The following is a 17,763-nucleotide window of genomic DNA, read 5'->3' on the forward strand; positions in this document are numbered from 1 at the left end:
GTTCAGCAGGCCCTGCGCCACGCCCCGAGTTCGTACTTCTTGAGCAGCGAACTCAGCTTCAGGCGGCGGGAGTCGGCGCAGAAACGGCGGGTGGGCAGTTCGTACTCGACGTGGAAGACGGCCTTGCCCGCCGTGACGAAGGGCTCCAGGGCGTCGCATTCGTCGTACTGGGCGCACTGTTCGTTGACCGCGAAGTCGAAGTCCCCCACCAGTTCCGGGATCTGGTCCAGGTCGTTCTTCAGGCCCACCGCCATGCCCCGGTCCTGGGCGAGCCGCGCGATCAGGCGGTTGTAGCGGAGCTGGTCGGCGGCCGTCAGCGGGAAGCCGGTGCGGTTCTGGTAGCCGTCCATGTTGTCCGGCTCCACGGCGTCGAAGCCCTTGTCGCGGCACAGGTCGATGCGGGCCGCCATCAGGGGCTCCAGGACGTCGGTGCGGCGGATGTCGAGCCAGCGCTCGCCGGGCCAGCCATTGCCGCGGCCCAGCAGCGACTTGGGGAACTCGCCCGCGTCCGGGCGCCAGTCCTCCCAGGCGCCCGTCGAGAGGTAGCAGATCACCTTGCGGCCCTCGTGGTGCAGCGCGGCGACCGTCTCCTCGGAGTGGTCGAAGCCGTCGATGTCGTAGACCGGGACGTCGACGCTCGTGTCGAGGCGGCCACTGAGCTGCCACTGCCAGGCCAGGCCGGGGCGCGGCTGCCAGCGCTCGCTGCCGGGATCGTCGTCGGTGTCGTCGGGAACGGTCGTGCAGGCCGCCAGTATCAGGAGCAGGGCTGCTGCTGGCAGGCTAGGGCGTCTCACCGGGCGGGCTCCAGGGTGTGCGGCAACGTACCCCAAGGATGATCGCCCACGCCCGGCACCGCACAGTGCACGGTGGCGCCCCGCGCGCGGGCGAGCCCCGCCGGGTCGACTCCGGGCGGGACGCCGTGGACCAGATGGCACAGCCGCACTCCGGTGCCGTCGGGCCACCGCTCGGGGCGCAGTCGGCAGTACGACGCCCAGGTGCCCTCGAAGGTGACGAGCACGTCCGCGATCCGGGCGTAGGAGGGGTGCGGGGGCGTGCCGTGGTTGAGGACCAGCGTGCCGCAGCCGGTGCCCCAGGCGGCCACCGCCAGCCGCTGATAGTGCGTGAAGTCCTCCGCTCCCGCGGTGACCTGGTCGAGGAAGGCGCCGTCCGTGCCGTACCAGTGGCGGTGCCGGGCGAGGTCGCGGACGACCTGGGTGTGCGGGCGGCGGCCGTAGTCGGTGTCGGCGTATCCGAGCACCCGTACACCCGCGGCCCGCAGCCGGGCGGCGACCTCGGCGAAGGCCCGGTCGGGGCGGTCGCCGGGGCCGCTGGCCGGGTTGAGGACGACGCCGTAGAGGCGGGGCGCCGCCGCGATGATCGCCTCCCATTCGGCGGGGCGGACGGAGGGATGCTCGTAGTAGGGAACCAGCAAGGTGCTCATCGGTGGGCGGTCACCCTTCCCAGCAGTCCGCAGACCAGTGCGGCCTGGAGGGCGGCCGCCGTGCCGTACACGATCAGCTCCACGGAGTGCGGCGTGCCCGTGTGGGTGATGAGGGCCAGAGTCTGGGCGAGGGCCGCGGCGCAGCACACCGTCGCGGCGCTGGTGATCGCGCCGAAGGACTGGAGCAGCAGGCCCGTCCACAGGACCACGCCCAGCAGGAGCAGGCCGGCCAGGCGGATGCCGGTGAGCTCGTGGGCGTGCGGCCACAGGGCCGAGGTGGCGAGGGCGAGGGCCAGCAGGGCGGCCAGGTAGCCCGTCAGGCACTGCACGACCGTACGGGCCGTGCTGCGCCGGAACGCCCTCGGTGTGCCGCTGGCGCGCAGCCCGGCCAGGCTGCCGCTGCGGAAGCGGTACAGCAGCCATTCGGCGGGGCCCATGCTGAGGGTGAGCGCCACGGCGGCGGGCGCGGCGACCGCGCTCAGCTCCTCGCCCGCGAGCACGTCTCCGAGCGCCGCGTACACCACCAGGACTCCGCTGCCCAGGCCGAACAGGGCGTACGGCAGGGAGGCCGCGAGCCGGGGGGCCGTGGTGGGCTGCCGCTCGGGGCCGGTGGCGCCGAGGGCGCCGAAGGGCAGCAGGGCGGTCAGCCCGGCGGTCCAGCCGCCGGTCCCCAAGTCCCTTGCCGCGGGCGCCACTTCACGCAGACCGAGGATAGCGACCACGGCCAGGGAGCCCAGCAGCAGGACGAGTCTCACCGCGTCCGGCACGGGATGGACCAGGGCCAGGACCGCGCCCGCCGTCATCGGGGTCAGGGCGGCCAGCAGGGCTCGCTCGCGGCCCATCACCAGCAGGACCGTGGCCGCGCCCAGATAGCCGGACTGCCCGGCGGCGAAGGCCACCGCGGAGGGGTGGGCCGTGCCCGCGACGGCCAGCGCGACCAGGGCGCCGAGCAGCGCGCCCAGCGGCGCCCCCACCAGCAGCGAGCGGCGGGCGGCGGACCGGTCGCCCAACCCGAGCCAGGAGTACGCCCGATGGGCGAGCCCCTGGTTCCAGGTCCAGCCGCACAGGGCGCCGGCCAGCAGCGGGACGGTGCCCGCCGGGAGCCCGAGGTCGCCCTTCGGGCCGGCGAGCAGGGGCGCCCCGAGCACATACCCGAAGCCGGGGAGGGCGAAGACGACCCCGCGCAGCAGACAGCCGAGGAGGCCGACCCGCCAGGGATCGTGCACCGGGCCGGCCGGCTCGGGGTACCGGCGTTCGACGCGCTCGTACAGCTCCTCGGCGAGCGCGAAGGAGTCCTTCACGCCGTATCGCCGGCGTATCTGGTCGTCCGACAGGCCGTCGGACTCCAGCAGGGCGGCTATCTCGTCCGGGTGGACGGCGGCGGCCACGAAGTCGTGGAGGCGGTCGGCGAGTTCGTCGACCGGGTCGCGCCGCGCCCAGCCCGGGGCGGGCTGGCGGGGGATGCGGGGCAGGGTGTCCGGGTGCGTCCGGATGCTTCCGCTCACCAGTCGGCTCCGTCCGTGGCGGCCATCGCGTACCAGGGGTCGCGCAGTTCGAGGGTCCAGTCGGCGACGGTCTCGACCGTGGGCTCGTAGACCTCGGAGCTGCCCGCGAGCTCCTGGTAGATCGTCCGGAAGGCGTCGACGCTGCGGCGCAGCGTGAACCGGTCGATGACCCGCTGCCTTGCCAACTCACCCCACTTCAGGCGCCGTTCGTCGTCGCGCAACAGGCTCAGCGCGGCCGCCGCCATCTTCTCCGGCTCACGCGGCGGCACCACGAGACCGGTGTCGCCGACGGCCTCACGCACTCCCCCGACGTCCGTCGACACCGTCGTACGGCCGCAGGACATGGCCTCGATGAGGGAGAACGGGAAGCCCTCGGAGATCGACGACAGCATGACGACATGACCGGCCGCGTACGCCCGCCAGACCTCGCTGATCCGGCCCTCGAAGGTGAGTCCGTCGCGCACGCCGAGTTCGGCGGCGAGCTTCTCCAGCTTGGTGCGGTAGGCCTCGCCGCCGGGCGGGACCGGGCCGAACAGGCGCAGCCGGGTCGCCGGGATCTCGGCGCGGACCAGGGCATACGCGCGCAGCAGCGTTTCCAGGTCCTTGATCGGGTCGACGCGTCCGCACCAGCTGAGCGTGGGCACCTCGGGCTCGGGTCCCGCGTGCGGGAAGGCGGCCGGGTCGACGCCGTTGTAGACGGTGCGAATCCGGTCGGCGGCGGCGCCGCCGCGCTCCTCCCAGCGGCGGTTGTACTGGTTGCACGGGGTGATCAGGTCGGCGGCGCGGTAGCCGAGCGAGTTCAGCTCGCGGTAGAAGCCGAGCATGAAGGCCTTCACCGGCCAGCGCTGTTCGCCGCCGAGGTAGCCGAGGTAGCGCTCGCGCAGATAGATGCCGTGCTCGGTGAGCAGGAAGGGCACGCCGTCCAGCTTGCGGGCGGCGAGCGCGGGCAGGGTGGCCAGGCCGTTGCTGACGGCGTGGCCGACGGAGTCCTCCGAGATACGGACGCCGAGCGGCCGCAGGGCGTGTTCGAGCAGGTCGGTCGCGGTCAGGGCGTCGTGGACGGTGGGGTGGGCGGCGGCCGTCGGCAGATGCGGCATCGTCCAGATCCACATCAGCGAGCGCAGCGCGGACTCGCTGCGCAGGGCCGCCGACAGGCGTCCGTCGCGGGCGATTTCGGCCAGCTCGTAGAGGGCCTCGTCGAAGTCGCAGCGCTCCTCGGGAGCGAGGAAGGAGAGCAGGAAACGCTCGTAGGAGTCCGCGAAGCGGCGCCGCGCCCTGCCGTACGGGGCGCGTGCGCGGCCGGGGCGCGGGCCCCAGGTCGGCACGGAGGTGTGCCGGCGGACGTTGGGCGGCAGCTCCCAGGTCACGGGTTCGCGGCCGCTGCCGGTGAGCGACAGGATGTGGAAGTCGACCTCCGGCATGCCTTTGACGAGCTGGTCGCACCAGGTGCTGACCCCTCCGTGGACGTGCGGGTAGGTGCCTTCGGTGAGCATGGTGACGTGACGGCCGGTACGCATTGCTGCGCGGCTCCCCCTGTTCAGTGCGGATGATGTGCGGGGGAACTGCGGACCGGCACCCGGCTGCGGGCTCGTGGTGGCTGGTCGCGCAGTTCCCCGCGCCCCTAAGGGGGCGCTGTCCTCTACGGCAGATTCAAGGTGAGCGACGACTGCGGGAACGCAGGCGTGGTCCAAGCCGAGCGTGCTCCCGCGTACCGCGTGCCGAAGGTGGTCGTGCCGAGGGGGAGTTGTTTCTTCGTTCCCTCGGGGGCGGTCACCGGGATCCGTGTCCCGGACGGTGCGGTGACCGTCACGGTGTTTCCGATGCGGTAGGCGGTCACCTTGTTGTGCGCGACGGCCGTCCGCCAGGCGGCGCGGTTCCTCAGTTCCGCGCCGATGGCGCTCTGCCGGGGGTTCTCCAGCGGGGTGTTGTCGGCGAACAGGGCCCGGTAGTCGGCGAGCACCTTGGCCAGCACCGGGTAGAGGACACGGTCCTCGGCCAGGTTGGACTGGTGGGCGTAGTGCGGGCGCGGGTCGTTGTCGACGGCGTGGCCGAGCGCGGTGCGGGCCTCCAGGGGGACGATGTGGTCGTCGTAGCCGGAGGCGGTGTCCAGCGGCCGGTCGAGGCAGGAGGAGGCCGGGTTGGACTCGCAGATGCCGCTGCCGCCGTCGGCCTTGGACGTGTAGACCCAATTGTACTCGTCGGCCATCTCGGCCTTGGTGCCGGCGTTGTAGTACACGTTCATCGGGTGGCGCGGGACCGTCAACGCGCCGCCCACCGACCGCTGTTCGGGCTCGCGGGAGTTGTCCGAGCCGGTCCACCTGATCCCGTTGTCGGCGAGGGCGCCGGCCAGGTTCGGGTTGTCGTCCGGCTGCTGCGGCAGCGTCTTCAGACCGGAGTGCTCGCCGGTGACCAGCTCGGTGCGGTCGATGGGCAGGCCCTTGGCGAGGGCCCAGTCGCGGTTGGCGCGGATCTCCGCCGAGATGCCGGCGCGGCTCAGGTACCGCGTGGAGCCGTCGGCGTTCCTGGCGCAGCTCCACGGCACGGTGGAGGTGTCCTGCACACAGCCGAGGTACTGGTGCGTGTAGGTGTGGTTGATCCAGCGGTAGGCGGCCTTGTCCGCGAGGAGCTGGTCGGTGAGGGCGTCGGCGCCGCCGTGCTCGGCCCTCCACTCCTCGCCCGAGCCGGCGTTGTACACCAGGTCCATGGTGAAGCCGTGCTCCCGCTGCCACTGGGCGGCGTGGACCGCGTCGGCCGCCGTCATGCGGATCGGCGGGCCCGCCTCGCCGCCGGCGCAGGCGAGGTCGCCGGACGTGCAGTTGCGCGCGGGGTCCCAGCGGGCGTCGGGCGCGAAGACGTCGTCGATGTGTACCGCGAAGGAGTTGCGGGCCCGGCCGAGGTGCACGCCCTGGGTGAGCCACTCGACGATGCCCCGGGCGAGCAGCCGGAACTGCTGCTGGTGCCGGTGGTAGGCGAAGGTCACCACGAGCTCGCGGCGGCCGTCGTGGACGTACTCGCCGATCAGGCTGCCGCGTCCGCCGCCGCCGGGCACGGGGACGTCGACATAGCTGGTGAAGCCGGCGCGGGGCTGCGCCACATGGCCGTAACTCTCCGAGACGGACGGCGAGTTGTCCTCGAAGGTGAAGGCGCCGTCGAGATAGCCGAACCGGCCCGCCCGGCCCGCCTCGGTGACCCCCGCCCGCTGCCCGTCGAGCGAGCCGGTGTACGAGCTGAGGTCGAGGCCCACCCCCGGGTGCGCCCAGGTGTAGGCGTCGACCTGCGGGATGCCGTACGTCCTCTCGTACGCCTCCAGGGCGCTCTGCTCGGCGGAGCCCGCGCCGAACGGGGCCTCGTCGGGCAGCACGACGCCCTGGTACTTGGCGCGGGGCGTGCCGTTCACCGTGTCGCTGAGGAACGCGGCCGTGATGGCCGGGCGGTTCGGGTCGGTCAGGTCGACGGTGGTGTACGGGATGCCGGTGCTCTCCAGTTGGGCGGCGATGGCCCGGACGGGGCTGCCGCCGTTGTCCACGACCAGCACCCTGAGATCGATGCGCGGCTGCCCCGCGGCCGACGCGCCCGGCGTGCCGAGTCCCAGGGATATGAGCCCCGCGGCCGTCACCACGGCGGCGGTGGTTCTCCAGCTGTTTGCGAGCGCACGGTGAGCCAAGGTCGTCCTCCCCCAGAAGATCCCCCGTCAGATTCCATGAGTGTGACTCAGCTCACCGGCTGCGCGGATCAAGAAGTGGCCAGGACGCCACCGACAGGTGAACGTCCGCAGGAATGATCGAAAGCGACCCCGAGCGTAGGCTCATGCCGGGTGTTTACCTGCTCAGGTAAAGACCGTTCCGCAGGAGGGATCTAGGGTCGGTTGTCGGGCCCGGTCGACCCACCCGCATACGGCCAACCCCCCACTTCAATGGAAGCGAGAATTCACCACCGTGACTGCTCTCACTCTCAGCACCTCCGCGGCGCCCGGCCTGCGGGCCGACGCGATCGTGATCGGTGTTGCCAAGGGCGCCGAAGGCCCGGTCGTCGCACCGGGCGCCGAGGCTGTGGACAAGGCATACGACGGCAAACTCGCCGGCGTCCTGGAGACCCTCGGTGCCTCCGGTGCCGAGGGCGAGGTGACGAAGCTGCCCGCGCCGGCCGGCTTCAAGGCGCCGCTCGTGGTGGCGGTGGGCCTGGGCGCCGAGCCCGAGAAGGACTCCGGCTTCGACGCCGAGGCGCTGCGCAAGGCCGCCGGCGTGGCCGCGCGTGCCCTGGCCGGCTCCAGGAAGGCCGCCTTCGCGCTGCCGCTCACGGACGCCGCCGACACCGGCGCGGTCGCCGAGGGCGTGCTGCTCGGCGCCTACTCCTTCAGCACGTACAAGGACAACGCGGGCGGCAAGGACAACGCGAAGGGCGCCAAGGCCAAGAACGGCAAGGCGCCGCTCGCCGAGGCCGCGCTGCTCGGCGGCAAGCCCCGCGACCGCGCGTACAAGGCCGCGATCGAGCGTGCCGCCGCCGTGTCCGAGGAGCTCAACCGCGCCCGCGACCTGGTCAACACCCCGCCGAACGACCTCAACCCGGAGGCGTTCGCCGCCATCGCGCAGGCCGCGGCCAAGGAACACGGCATCAAGGTGCAGGTGCTCGACGAGAAGGCCCTGGCCAAGGGCGGCTACGGCGGCATCCTCGGCGTCGGCGCCGGCTCGGCGTCGGCCCCGCGCCTGGTGAAGCTGTCGTACACCTCCGCCAAGGCGGACAAGCACCTCGCCTTCGTCGGCAAGGGCATCACCTACGACTCCGGCGGCATCTCGCTGAAGCCGGCCGGGCACAACGAGACGATGAAGTGCGACATGAGCGGTGCCGCGGCGGTCTTCGCCGCCGTGGTCGCCGCCGCGCGCCTGGGTCTGGAGGTCAACGTCACCGGCTGGCTGGCGCTGGCCGAGAACATGCCGTCGGGCTCCGCGACCCGGCCGGGTGACGTGCTGCGCATGTACAGCGGCAAGACGGTGGAGGTGCTCAACACCGACGCGGAGGGCCGGCTGGTCCTGGCCGACGCCCTGTGGGCGGCCTCCGCGGAGAAGCCGGACGCGATCGTGGACGTGGCGACGCTGACCGGCGCGATGGTGCTGGCGCTGGGCAACCGGACGTACGGGATCATGGCGAACGACGAGGCGTTCCGCTCCGCGGTGCACGAGGCCGCGGAGGAGGTCGGTGAGCCCGCGTGGCCGATGCCGCTGCCCGATCACCTGCGCAAGGGGATGGACTCGCCCACGGCCGACATCGCGAACATGGGTGAGCGGATGGGCGGGGGGCTGGTCGCCGCGCTGTTCCTGAAGGAGTTCGTGGGTGAGGGGATCGCCTGGGCGCACCTTGACATCGCGGGGCCGGCCTTCAATGAGGGCGGGCCTTTCGGGTACACGCCCAAGGGGGGTACGGGTACGGCTGTGCGGACGTTGGTGCGGCTGGCGGAGCTGACCGCGGCGGGTGATCTCGGCTGAGGTTCGCCTGACAACTCGGTTCCGTCCGTCGTGTGACGACTGCGGGGGTGTGGGGGCTGGTCGAGCCCACGCGGCGAAGCCGCATATCGATACAGCCCCGCGCCCCTTCAGGTCGGACACCTGGCCGTGGGATGTACCACACACCGGCCCGGCGTCTCCTCCGCTGCTGACAAGTGCGAAGATGGGGCTCGGCAGGACAGGGCCCCACCGAAGGGCCGAAGAACGAGCGGCCGGACACCAGCCGCCGACCGGTCACTGGAGACCGGCGTGGCGCACATGCATGGAGGACGTGACGTGGCGAACGACGCCAGCACCGTTTTCGACCTAGTGATCCTCGGCGGTGGTAGCGGTGGTTACGCCGCGGCCCTGCGCGGGGCTCAGCTGGGACTGGACGTCGCCCTGATCGAGAAGGACAAGGTCGGCGGCACCTGCCTGCACCGAGGTTGCATTCCCACCAAGGCCCTGCTGCACGCGGGCGAGATCGCCGACCAGGCCCGCGAGAGCGAGCAGTTCGGTGTGAAGGCCACCTTCGAGGGCATCGACGTACCCGCCGTCCACAAGTACAAGGACGGCGTCGTCGCCGGCCTGTACAAGGGTCTGCAGGGACTCATCGCGTCGCGCAAGGTGACGTACATCGAGGGTGAGGGGCGGCTGTCCTCCCCCACCTCCGTCGACGTGAACGGCCAGCGCGTCCAGGGCCGCCACGTGCTGCTGGCGACCGGCTCCGTGCCGAAGTCGCTGCCGGGCCTGGAGATCGACGGCAACCGGGTCATCTCCTCCGACCACGCCCTCGTCCTGGACCGCGTGCCCAAGTCCGCGATCATCCTGGGCGGCGGTGTCATCGGCGTCGAGTTCGCCTCCGCGTGGAAGTCCTTCGGCTCGGACGTCACGATCATCGAGGGCCTCAAGCACCTCGCCCCGCTCGAGGACGAGAACTCCTCCAAGCTTCTTGAGCGCGCCTTCCGCAAGCGCGGCATCAAGTTCAACCTGGGCACCTTCTTCTCGAAGTCCGAGTACACCGCCGACGGCGTCAAGGTCACCCTCGCCGACGGCAAGGAGTTCGAGGCCGAGGTGCTGCTCGTGGCCGTCGGCCGCGGCCCCGTGTCCCAGGGCCTGGGCTACGAGGAGCAGGGCGTCGCCATGGACCGCGGCTACGTCCTGGTCGACGAGTACATGCGCACCAACGTTCCGACCATCTCCGCCGTCGGTGACCTGGTCCCGACGCTCCAGCTCGCGCACGTCGGCTTCGCCGAGGGCATGCTGGTGGCGGAGCGTCTGGCCGGCCTGAAGACCGTCCCGATCGACTACGACGGCGTGCCGCGGGTGACGTACTGCCACCCGGAGGTCGCCTCCGTGGGCATCACCGAGGCCAAGGCCAAGGAGATCTACGGCGCGGACAAGGTCGTCGCTCTGAAGTACAACCTGGCGGGCAACGGCAAGAGCAAGATCCTGAACACCGCGGGCGAGATCAAGCTCGTCCAGGTCAAGGACGGTGCGGTGGTCGGCGTCCACATGGTCGGCGACCGCATGGGCGAGCAGGTCGGCGAGGCCCAGCTGATCTACAACTGGGAAGCGCTGCCGGCCGAGGTCGCCCAGCTCGTCCACGCCCACCCGACGCAGAACGAGGCTCTCGGCGAGGCCCACCTGGCCCTGGCCGGCAAGCCCCTCCACGCGCACGACTGACCCTCGGTCGACGAACGCGACGACACAGACTTCCGCACTTGTAAGGAGCAACCGAAACCATGGCGGTTTCCGTAACCCTTCCGGCGCTCGGCGAGAGCGTCACCGAGGGCACTGTCACCCGCTGGCTGAAGGCCGAGGGCGAGCGCGTCGAGGCCGACGAGCCGCTGCTCGAGGTGTCGACCGACAAGGTCGACACCGAGATCCCCTCCCCCGCAGCCGGTGTCCTGGCGTCCATCAAGGTCGCCGAGGACGAGACCGTTGAGGTCGGCGCCGAGCTGGCCGTCATCGACGACGGCACGGGCGCGCCCGCTGCCGCCCCGGCTCCGGCCGCCGAGCCCGCACCCGCCGCCGAGCCCGAGCCGGCACCGCAGGCCGCTGCCCCGTCCGCCGAGCAGGCCGCCCCGGCGCCCGCTCCCACCGCCGAGGCCGCCACCGGCGCCGGAACCGCCGAGGGCACGGACGTCGTCCTGCCCGCGCTCGGCGAGTCCGTCACCGAGGGCACCGTCACCCGCTGGCTGAAGTCGGTCGGCGACTCGGTCGAGGCCGACGAGCCGCTGCTGGAGGTGTCGACGGACAAGGTCGACACCGAGATCCCGGCGCCCACCTCCGGTGTGCTGCTGGAGATCACGGTCGGCGAGGACGAGACGGCCGAGGTCGGCGCCAAGCTGGCCGTCATCGGCGCCCCGGGTGCCGCTCCGGCGGCTGCCCCGGCCCCCGCCGCCCCGGCTCCGGCTCCCGCAGCCGAGGCTCCGGCACCCACTCCGGCTCCCGCGCCGGCGGCCCCCGCGGCTCCGGCGCCTGCCGCCCCGGCTCCGGTCCAGGCCGCGGCTCCGGCGCCCGCGCCGGCCGCTCCGGCTCCGGTGACCCCGGCCGCTCCGGCGCCCGCCGCCCCCTCGGACGACGGCGCCTACGTGACCCCGCTGGTGCGCAAGCTCGCCGCCGAGAACGGCGTCGACCTGGGCTCCGTCAAGGGCACCGGCGTCGGCGGCCGGATCCGCAAGCAGGACGTCATCGCCGCCGCCGAGGCCGCGAAGGCCGCCGCCGCCGCTCCGGCTCCGGCCGCAGCAGCCCCGGCTGCCGCCGCCGCGAAGAAGGCCCCCGTCCTGGAGGCCTCCCCGCTGCGTGGCCAGACCGTCAAGATGCCGCGCATCCGCAAGGTCATCGGCGACAACATGGTCAAGGCCCTGCACGAGCAGGCCCAGCTGTCCTCGGTCGTCGAGGTCGACGTCACCCGCCTGATGAAGCTGCGCGGCCGGGCCAAGGACGCGTTCGCGGCCCGCGAGGGCGTCAAGCTCTCCCCGATGCCGTTCTACGTCAAGGCGGCGGCCCAGGCGCTGAAGGCCCACCCGGCCGTCAACGCCCGGATCAACGTGGACGAGGGCACGATCACCTACTTCGACACCGAGAGCATCGGTATCGCGGTGGACTCCGAGAAGGGCCTGATGACCCCGGTCATCAAGCACGCCGGTGACCTCAACATCGCCGGCATCGCCAGGGCCACGGCGGACCTCGCGGGCAAGGTCCGCGCCAACAAGATCACCCCGGACGAGCTGTCCGGCGCGACCTTCACCATCAGCAACACCGGTTCACGCGGCGCGCTCTTCGACACGATCATCGTGCCGCCGGGCCAGGTCGCGATCCTCGGCATCGGTGCCACGGTCAAGCGTCCGGCCGTCATCGAGACGGAGGAGGGCACGGTCATCGGCGTCCGCGACATGACGTACCTGACCCTGTCCTACGACCACCGCCTGGTCGACGGCGCTGACGCGGCCCGTTACCTGACCGCGGTCAAGGCAATCCTGGAGGCAGGCGAGTTCGAGGTCGAGCTCGGCCTGTAAACGCCGTTCAGCTGTAGCCATTGGTGCCCTTGCCCGGGAAGTTCCGGGCAAGGGCACCAACCTTTAGGGGCGCGGGGCTGTATCGATATGCGGCTCCGCCGCGCGGGCGCGACCAGCCACAGACGGCCCGCACCCGCCCAACAACAGCCCGGACCGAGCTCGAAGGCACCGTAACGAACATGTAAGTCTCGTCTCACCTGCACGTAAGCACCCTCACGCGCCCCTCCCACGGAGCAAACCGGCCTTATTGTCTAAAGGTCAACGCCCCGGGGCCGATGGGCGGCCCCTCCCTAAGGAGCCCTCATGACCGCGCCCGTCGTCCACTCGCTGCGCGAGCAGATCCGCGAGCACATCGTGGAGGGGATCGTCAGCGGGCGCTGGAAGCCGGGCGAGCGGATCGTGGAGCGGCGGATCGCGACCGAGCTGGAGGTCAGTCAGACGCCGGTGCGCGAGGCGCTGCGCGAGCTGGAGTCCCTGCGGCTGATCGAGTCGGCGCCGAACAAGGGCGTACGGGTGCGGAACCTGACCGCCGCCGACCTGGAGGAGAGCTATCCGGTCCGGGCCGGTCTGGAGGCGATCGCGGCGGAGCTGGCGGCGCAGAAGCTGGCCGCGGACTGCTCGGCGCTGGAGCCGCACGTCGCCGCGCTGTACGAGGCCGACCGGGCATCCGACGGGACGGCGCAGGTGCGGCACACGGTGGCGTTCCACCGGGAGCTGGTGCGGGCCGCCGGGAACTCGGTGCTGCTGCACACCTGGGAGGGCCTCGGCATCGAGGTGTTCACCGCGCTGTCGATCCGCTGGCTGGGGACGGTGCAGCAGTCGTACGCGGAGGAGCACGAGGAGCTGGTGGCCGCGTTCCGTCGCCGCGATCCGCGCATCGCCGAGATCGTGAAGGCCCATGTCCTGGGGTGCGCTCCGCAGGCGTGAGCCTTGAGCGCGCCTGTGCTCAAACGTCGTCCGACCTGCGAAAAGTCGGGGAAAAATCCAGGCACGGGGTGCCCTTGTCGGAGGCACCCCGTGCCTAGTTTCTCGTAATCGAGAGGTTTTGCCTTTCAACCCTTTGATCGATCATCGATCAGAGGGTTACAGTCACGACGGGCTTTCACCGAGGCCCCAGCCCTGTCCTGCCAAAGACCAAGGGCACCCCGAACACCCTCATAGGGAACCCCCCTTCGACTGAGGAAGGCGGCGACATGACCGACCCCCACGCCATCCAGCCGAGCGCGCTCGACCAGCTCCCGGACCGGGATCCGGAGGAGACCGCCGAATGGCAGGCCTCGCTGGACGCGGTCGCCCAGGCGGCCGGGCCGCACCGTGCCGCATACCTGATGCGGCGCACGCTGGAGCGTGCCGAGGGCAACGGCGTCTCGCTGCCCAAGCTGCTCGAGACCGACTACGTCAACACCATCCCGACCGCCGCCGAGCCCGTCGCGCCCGGTGACGAGGCGATGGAGGCCCGGATCACCGCGTGGAACCGCTGGAACGCGGCCGCGATGGTGACCCGGGGCGCGAAACACGGCGTCGGCGGCCACATCGCCACCTTCGCCTCGGCGGCCTGGCTGTACGAGACGGGCTTCAACCACTTCTTCAAGGGCAAGGAATCCCAGGATTCCCCCGGCTCCGGCGACCAGCTCTACATCCAGGGCCACGCCTCCCCCGGCATCTACGCCCGCGCCTTCCTCGACGGCCGGCTGACCGAGCAGCACCTCGACAACTTCCGTCAGGAGGCGGGCGGCAACGGCCTCCCGTCGTATCCGCACCCGCGCCGGCTGCCCTGGCTGTGGGAGTTCCCGACGGTGTCGATGGGTCTCGGCCCGCTCTCCGCCATCTACCAGGCGCGCTTCAACCGCTACCTCACCGCCCGCGGCATCAAGGACGTCTCGCAGTCCCACGTCTGGGCCTTCCTGGGCGACGGCGAGATGGACGAGCCCGAGTCGACGGCGGCCCTCGCGCTCGCCTCCCGCGAGGAGCTGGACAACCTCACCTTCGTCATCAACTGCAACCTCCAGCGCCTCGACGGCCCGGTCCGCGCGAACTTCAAGATCGTGCAGGAGCTGGAGGCCCAGTTCCGCGGCGCCGGCTGGAACGTCGTCAAGACGCTGTGGGGTACGGCCTGGGACGAGCTGTTCCAGCTCGACACCACCGGCGCGCTCGTACGCCGGCTGCGCGAGGTACCCGACGCCCAGGTGCAGACGTACCAGACGCGCGGCGTCGCCTACATCCGCGAGGACTTCTTCGGCAAGGACCCGGCGCTCGCCGAGCTGGCGAAGCTGCTGAGCGACGACAAGATCCTCGACTGTTTCCACTTCTCCCGCGGCGGCCACGAGTCGCGCAAGGTGTACGCGGCCTACAAGGCGGCCGTCGAGCACAAGGGCGCCCCGACGGTCATCCTGGCCCAGACGGTCAAGGGCCACACCCTCGGCGAGGGCTTCGCGTCGAAGAACGCCAACCACCAGATGAAGAAGCTGTCGGTGGACGAGTTCAAGACGATGCGCGACCTACTCGAACTCCCCATCTCCGACAGCCAGTTCGTCGACGGCGTGGTGCCTTATGGCCACCCGGGCGCCGACTCCCCCGAGGTCCGCTACCTCCAGGAGCGCCGCGCGGCCCTCGGCGGTCCGGCCCCGGCCCGCCGTACGCAGGCGCCGGCCCCGCTGCCGGCCCCGGCGGAGAAGGCGTTCGCCTCCTTCGACAAGGGCTCCGGCACGCAGAACGTGGCCACCACCATGGCCTTCGTCCGGCTCATCAAGGACCTGGTCCGCGACAAGGAGTCCGGCAAGCGCTGGGTGCCGATCGTCCCCGACGAGGCGCGCACCTTCGGCATGGAGAGCCTGTTCCCCTCCCTCGGCATCTACTCGCCCAAGGGCCAGACGTACGAGCCGGTCGACCGCGACCAGCTGATGTACTACAAGGAGGCCACGAACGGCCAGATCCTCAACGAGGGGATCACCGAGGCCGGTTCGATGGCCGACTTCATCGCCGCGTCCACCGCGTACTCCACGCACGGCGAGACGATGATCCCGTTCTACATCTTCTACTCGATGTTCGGCTGGCAGCGCACGGCCGACCAGATGTGGCAGCTCGGCGACCAGCTCGGCCGCGGCTTCCTGATCGGCGCGACGGCCGGCCGGACGACACTGACGGGCGAGGGCCTCCAGCACGCCGACGGTCACTCGCCGGTGATCGCCGCGACCAACCCGGCCGCGCTGACGTACGACCCGGCGTTCGCGTACGAGATCGCCGCGATCGTGAAGGACGGTCTGCGCCGGATGTACGGCGAGGCGGCGCCGGGTGAGGACCCGAACGTCTTCTACTACCTCACCGTCTACAACGAGCCGATGCCGCAGCCCGCGAAGCCGGCCGGTATCGACGAGGGCATCGTCAAGGGCCTGTACCGCTTCAACACGGCGGAGTCGGCGGGGCTTTCCCCGGCCGCCAATGCTCCGCGGATCCAGCTGATGGGCTCCGGTACGGCGATCCACTGGGCCCTTCAGGCGCAGCGGCTGCTCGCCGAGGAGTGGGGCGTGGCCGCCGACGTGTGGTCCGCGACCTCCTGGACCGAGCTGCGCCGGGACGCCCTGGAGGCCGACGCGGCCCTCCTGCTCGGCGAGGAGCGCGTGCCGTACGTCCGTCAGGCGCTCCAGGGTGCCGAGGGGCCGGTGCTCGCGGTCTCCGACTACATGCGCCAGGTGCCCGACCAGATCGCGCAGTGGGTCGAGCAGGACTACTCCTCGCTGGGCGCCGACGGCTTCGGTCTGTCCGACACCCGCGAGGCCGCCCGCCGCCACTTCGGCATCGACGCCCAGTCGGTCGTCGTGGCCGCCCTGGCCCAGCTGGCCCGGCGGGGCGAGGTCAAGGCGACGGCGGTGAAGGAAGCGCGGGAGCGGTACGGCCTGTAGGGCATCGCTCCGGTTCGCGTGTGAAGGGGGTACGGCGTTTCGCCGTGCCCCCTTCGCTGTCGGTGTGGCCCGGCATCATGAACGTATGCGTGCTGCCCGCCTGATCAAGATGGTGTTGTTGCTCCAGTCCAAGCCCTCCATGACCGCCGCCGAGCTGGCGCGGGAGCTGGAGGTGTCCGAGCGGACCGTCACGCGGGACGCGCAGGCGCTGTCGGAGGCGGGAGTGCCGGTGTACGCGGACCGGGGGCGGGCCGGGGGCTACCGCCTGATCGGCGGGTACCGGACGCGGCTGACCGGGCTGGCCCGCGGTGAGGCCGAGGCGCTGTTCCTGTCGGGGGTGCCGGGGGCGCTGCGGGACATGGGGCTGGAGGACGCGGCCTCGGCGGCCCGGCTCAAGGTGTCCGCGGCACTGCTCCCGTCCGTGCGGGACGCCTCCCGTACGGTGGCGCAGCGGTTCCATCTGGACGCGCCGAACTGGTTCAAGGAGCCGAAGACACCGGAGTTGCTGCCCGCCGTCGCGGACGCGGTGTGGGACGACCGGCGGGTCGTCGCGCGCTACTGGCGCGGCGAGGGCGAGGTCGTCCGGGAGCTGGAGCCGTACGGGCTCGTGCTCAAGGCGGGCGTCTGGTATCTGTGCGCGCGGGTGGCGGGGCGCGGCTCGTACCGGGTGTACCGGATCGACCGGTTCACGGCGGTGGAGGCGGGCGAGGAGCGGTTCGCGCGGGACGAGGAGTTCGATCTGCCGGCTTTCTGGGAGGAGCGGGCCGAGCAGTTCGCGCGGTCCATCCTGCGCGCGGAGGTCGTGGTGCGGCTGTCCGCCGACGGGGTGACCGGGCTGCCGTACGCCGTCGATCCGCACTCGGCCCGGGAGGCGCTCGCCGCCGCGGGCGCGCCGGACGAGGACGGCCGGGTGACGGTGACCCTCCCCGTGGAGTCCGAGGAGGTCGCCCACAGCCAGCTCGCGGCGCTCGGTCCGGAGGCCGAGGTGCTGGCGCCCGCGAGCCTGCGGGCGCGTTTCGCGAGCGACGCGACGCGGCTCGCCCGGCTGTACGGCCCGCTGAACAGGACATAACAATCCGTCTCACTCCACGTGCGCCCCACCCGTCCAGGGCCGATGCTGGACCCGTGATGGACGAGACGGAGTTCTGGGAGCTGGTCGACGCCGCCCGCGAGGCCGCCGAGGGCGACCCCGAGGAGGAGGCCGACCTGCTCGTGGACCGGCTGCTCCAGCTGGACCCGGATATGGTCCTCGACTTCGCCCGTCACTTCGAGGCCCGCTACAACCGCGCGTACACCTGGGACCTGTGGGGCGCGGCCTGGGTCCTGCTGGACGGGGCGAGTGACGACGCGTTCGACTTCTTCCGGTGCTGGCTGATCGGCCAGGGCCGCGAGGTGTACGAGGGCGGCGTGCACGACCCGGACTCGCTGGCCGACCTCCTGGACGACTTCGACGAGGAGATCGACGGCGACGGCGAGGAACTCGGCTACGCGGCGGACGAGGCGTACGAGCAGCTCACCGGCCTCGTGGCGCCCGACCTGGGCATCCCGCCCGCGCCCGCGGAGCCGGAGGGGACACCCATCGACTTCGAGAACGAGCGGGCGCTGGCGGAGCGGTACCCCAAGCTGTGGGAGCGGTTCAGGGGCTGAACCTGAGGCCACCTCATGCCACCCTCAGGCCACCTCGTGCGACCTCATGCCACCACCCGGCGGCGGGCCGGGTCCGACGGGATGTACGCCTGCGTCTGGTCGGCCCGCACCGCGTGGTGCATGGGTGCCTTGTTGGCCTGGTCGAGGGCGGACGCCGTGACGGCGGCCGGCCCCAGGACGACGGTCGCGACCGCGCAGACCACCGTCCAGATACGACCGCCGCTCTTCCTGCTGCTGCTCATGATCCCCACCTCCGGTCGGCTTGTGGTG

Annotated in this window: 13 protein-coding genes; 7 read left to right on the top strand and 6 right to left on the bottom strand. The window is 71.7% G+C overall.

All coding sequences use genetic code 11. From position 1 onward, the window contains the following. Positions 1-2: 2 nt before the first annotated feature. The 5 genes from AB0I77_RS12470 to AB0I77_RS12490 all read right to left on the bottom strand — a co-directional run bounded on the left by AB0I77_RS12470 (position 3) and on the right by AB0I77_RS12490 (position 6,610). On the bottom strand, positions 3-794 hold the full coding sequence (locus tag AB0I77_RS12470) for an endo alpha-1,4 polygalactosaminidase (protein ID WP_363282443.1): 792 nt from the start codon (positions 792-794) through the stop codon (positions 3-5). Next, on the bottom strand, positions 791-1,441 hold the full coding sequence (locus tag AB0I77_RS12475; RefSeq protein WP_363282444.1) for a spherulation-specific family 4 protein: 651 nt from the start codon (positions 1,439-1,441) through the stop codon (positions 791-793). The genes AB0I77_RS12470 and AB0I77_RS12475 overlap by 4 nt, the downstream gene beginning before the upstream one ends. Next, the gene (locus AB0I77_RS12480) at positions 1,438-2,946 is read right to left on the bottom strand and encodes a hypothetical protein (protein WP_363282445.1); all 1,509 of its coding nucleotides are present in this window, start codon (positions 2,944-2,946) and stop codon (positions 1,438-1,440) included. The genes AB0I77_RS12475 and AB0I77_RS12480 overlap by 4 nt, the downstream gene beginning before the upstream one ends. Further along, positions 2,943-4,463: a GT4 family glycosyltransferase PelF gene (pelF, locus tag AB0I77_RS12485; protein ID WP_363282446.1), complete on the bottom strand. Its 1,521-nt coding sequence runs from the start codon at positions 4,461-4,463 to the stop codon at positions 2,943-2,945. The genes AB0I77_RS12480 and pelF overlap by 4 nt, the downstream gene beginning before the upstream one ends. 122 nt (positions 4,464-4,585) lie before the next feature. Then, positions 4,586-6,610: a hypothetical protein gene (locus AB0I77_RS12490; RefSeq protein WP_363282447.1), complete on the bottom strand. Its 2,025-nt coding sequence runs from the start codon at positions 6,608-6,610 to the stop codon at positions 4,586-4,588. A 271-nt stretch (positions 6,611-6,881) separates the two neighbouring features. On the opposite strand from AB0I77_RS12490, the gene AB0I77_RS12495 reads away from it, so the two are divergent. From AB0I77_RS12495 to AB0I77_RS12525, 7 genes are all read left to right on the top strand, one after another. Further along, positions 6,882-8,426, top strand: a complete 1,545-nt coding sequence (locus tag AB0I77_RS12495; protein WP_363282448.1) for a leucyl aminopeptidase — start codon at positions 6,882-6,884, stop codon at positions 8,424-8,426. A 294-nt stretch (positions 8,427-8,720) separates the two neighbouring features. Beyond that, positions 8,721-10,109, top strand: coding sequence for a dihydrolipoyl dehydrogenase (lpdA, locus tag AB0I77_RS12500; protein WP_363282449.1), 1,389 nt, complete (start codon positions 8,721-8,723; stop codon positions 10,107-10,109). A gap of 59 nt (positions 10,110-10,168) precedes the next feature. After that, entirely contained in the window at positions 10,169-11,947 is a 1,779-nt protein-coding gene (gene sucB, locus AB0I77_RS12505) for a 2-oxoglutarate dehydrogenase, E2 component, dihydrolipoamide succinyltransferase (RefSeq protein WP_363282450.1), read from the top strand. 303 nt (positions 11,948-12,250) lie between these two features. After that, positions 12,251-12,874 carry a GntR family transcriptional regulator gene (locus tag AB0I77_RS12510; protein ID WP_363282451.1) on the top strand — a complete coding sequence of 208 codons (624 nt, stop codon included), beginning with the start codon at positions 12,251-12,253 and terminating at the stop codon, positions 12,872-12,874. 266 nt (positions 12,875-13,140) lie between these two features. After that, entirely contained in the window at positions 13,141-15,846 is a 2,706-nt protein-coding gene (gene aceE / locus AB0I77_RS12515) for a pyruvate dehydrogenase (acetyl-transferring), homodimeric type (protein ID WP_363282452.1), read from the top strand. Positions 15,847-15,931: 85 nt separating this feature from the next. Next, complete coding sequence (locus AB0I77_RS12520) at positions 15,932-16,918, top strand: WYL domain-containing protein (protein ID WP_363282453.1); 987 nt, start codon at positions 15,932-15,934, stop codon at positions 16,916-16,918. A gap of 56 nt (positions 16,919-16,974) precedes the next feature. Next, positions 16,975-17,493: a DUF4240 domain-containing protein gene (locus AB0I77_RS12525; protein ID WP_363282723.1), complete on the top strand. Its 519-nt coding sequence runs from the start codon at positions 16,975-16,977 to the stop codon at positions 17,491-17,493. Between the two features lie 44 nt (positions 17,494-17,537). Here AB0I77_RS12525 and AB0I77_RS12530 read toward each other — a convergent pair whose 3' ends face one another. Next, complete coding sequence (locus AB0I77_RS12530; RefSeq protein ID WP_363282454.1) at positions 17,538-17,735, bottom strand: hypothetical protein; 198 nt, start codon at positions 17,733-17,735, stop codon at positions 17,538-17,540. Between the last annotated feature and the right edge of the window lie 28 nt (positions 17,736-17,763).

Source organism: Streptomyces sp. NPDC050619 (assembly GCF_040654815.1).
GTDB lineage: Bacteria > Actinomycetota > Actinomycetes > Streptomycetales > Streptomycetaceae > Streptomyces.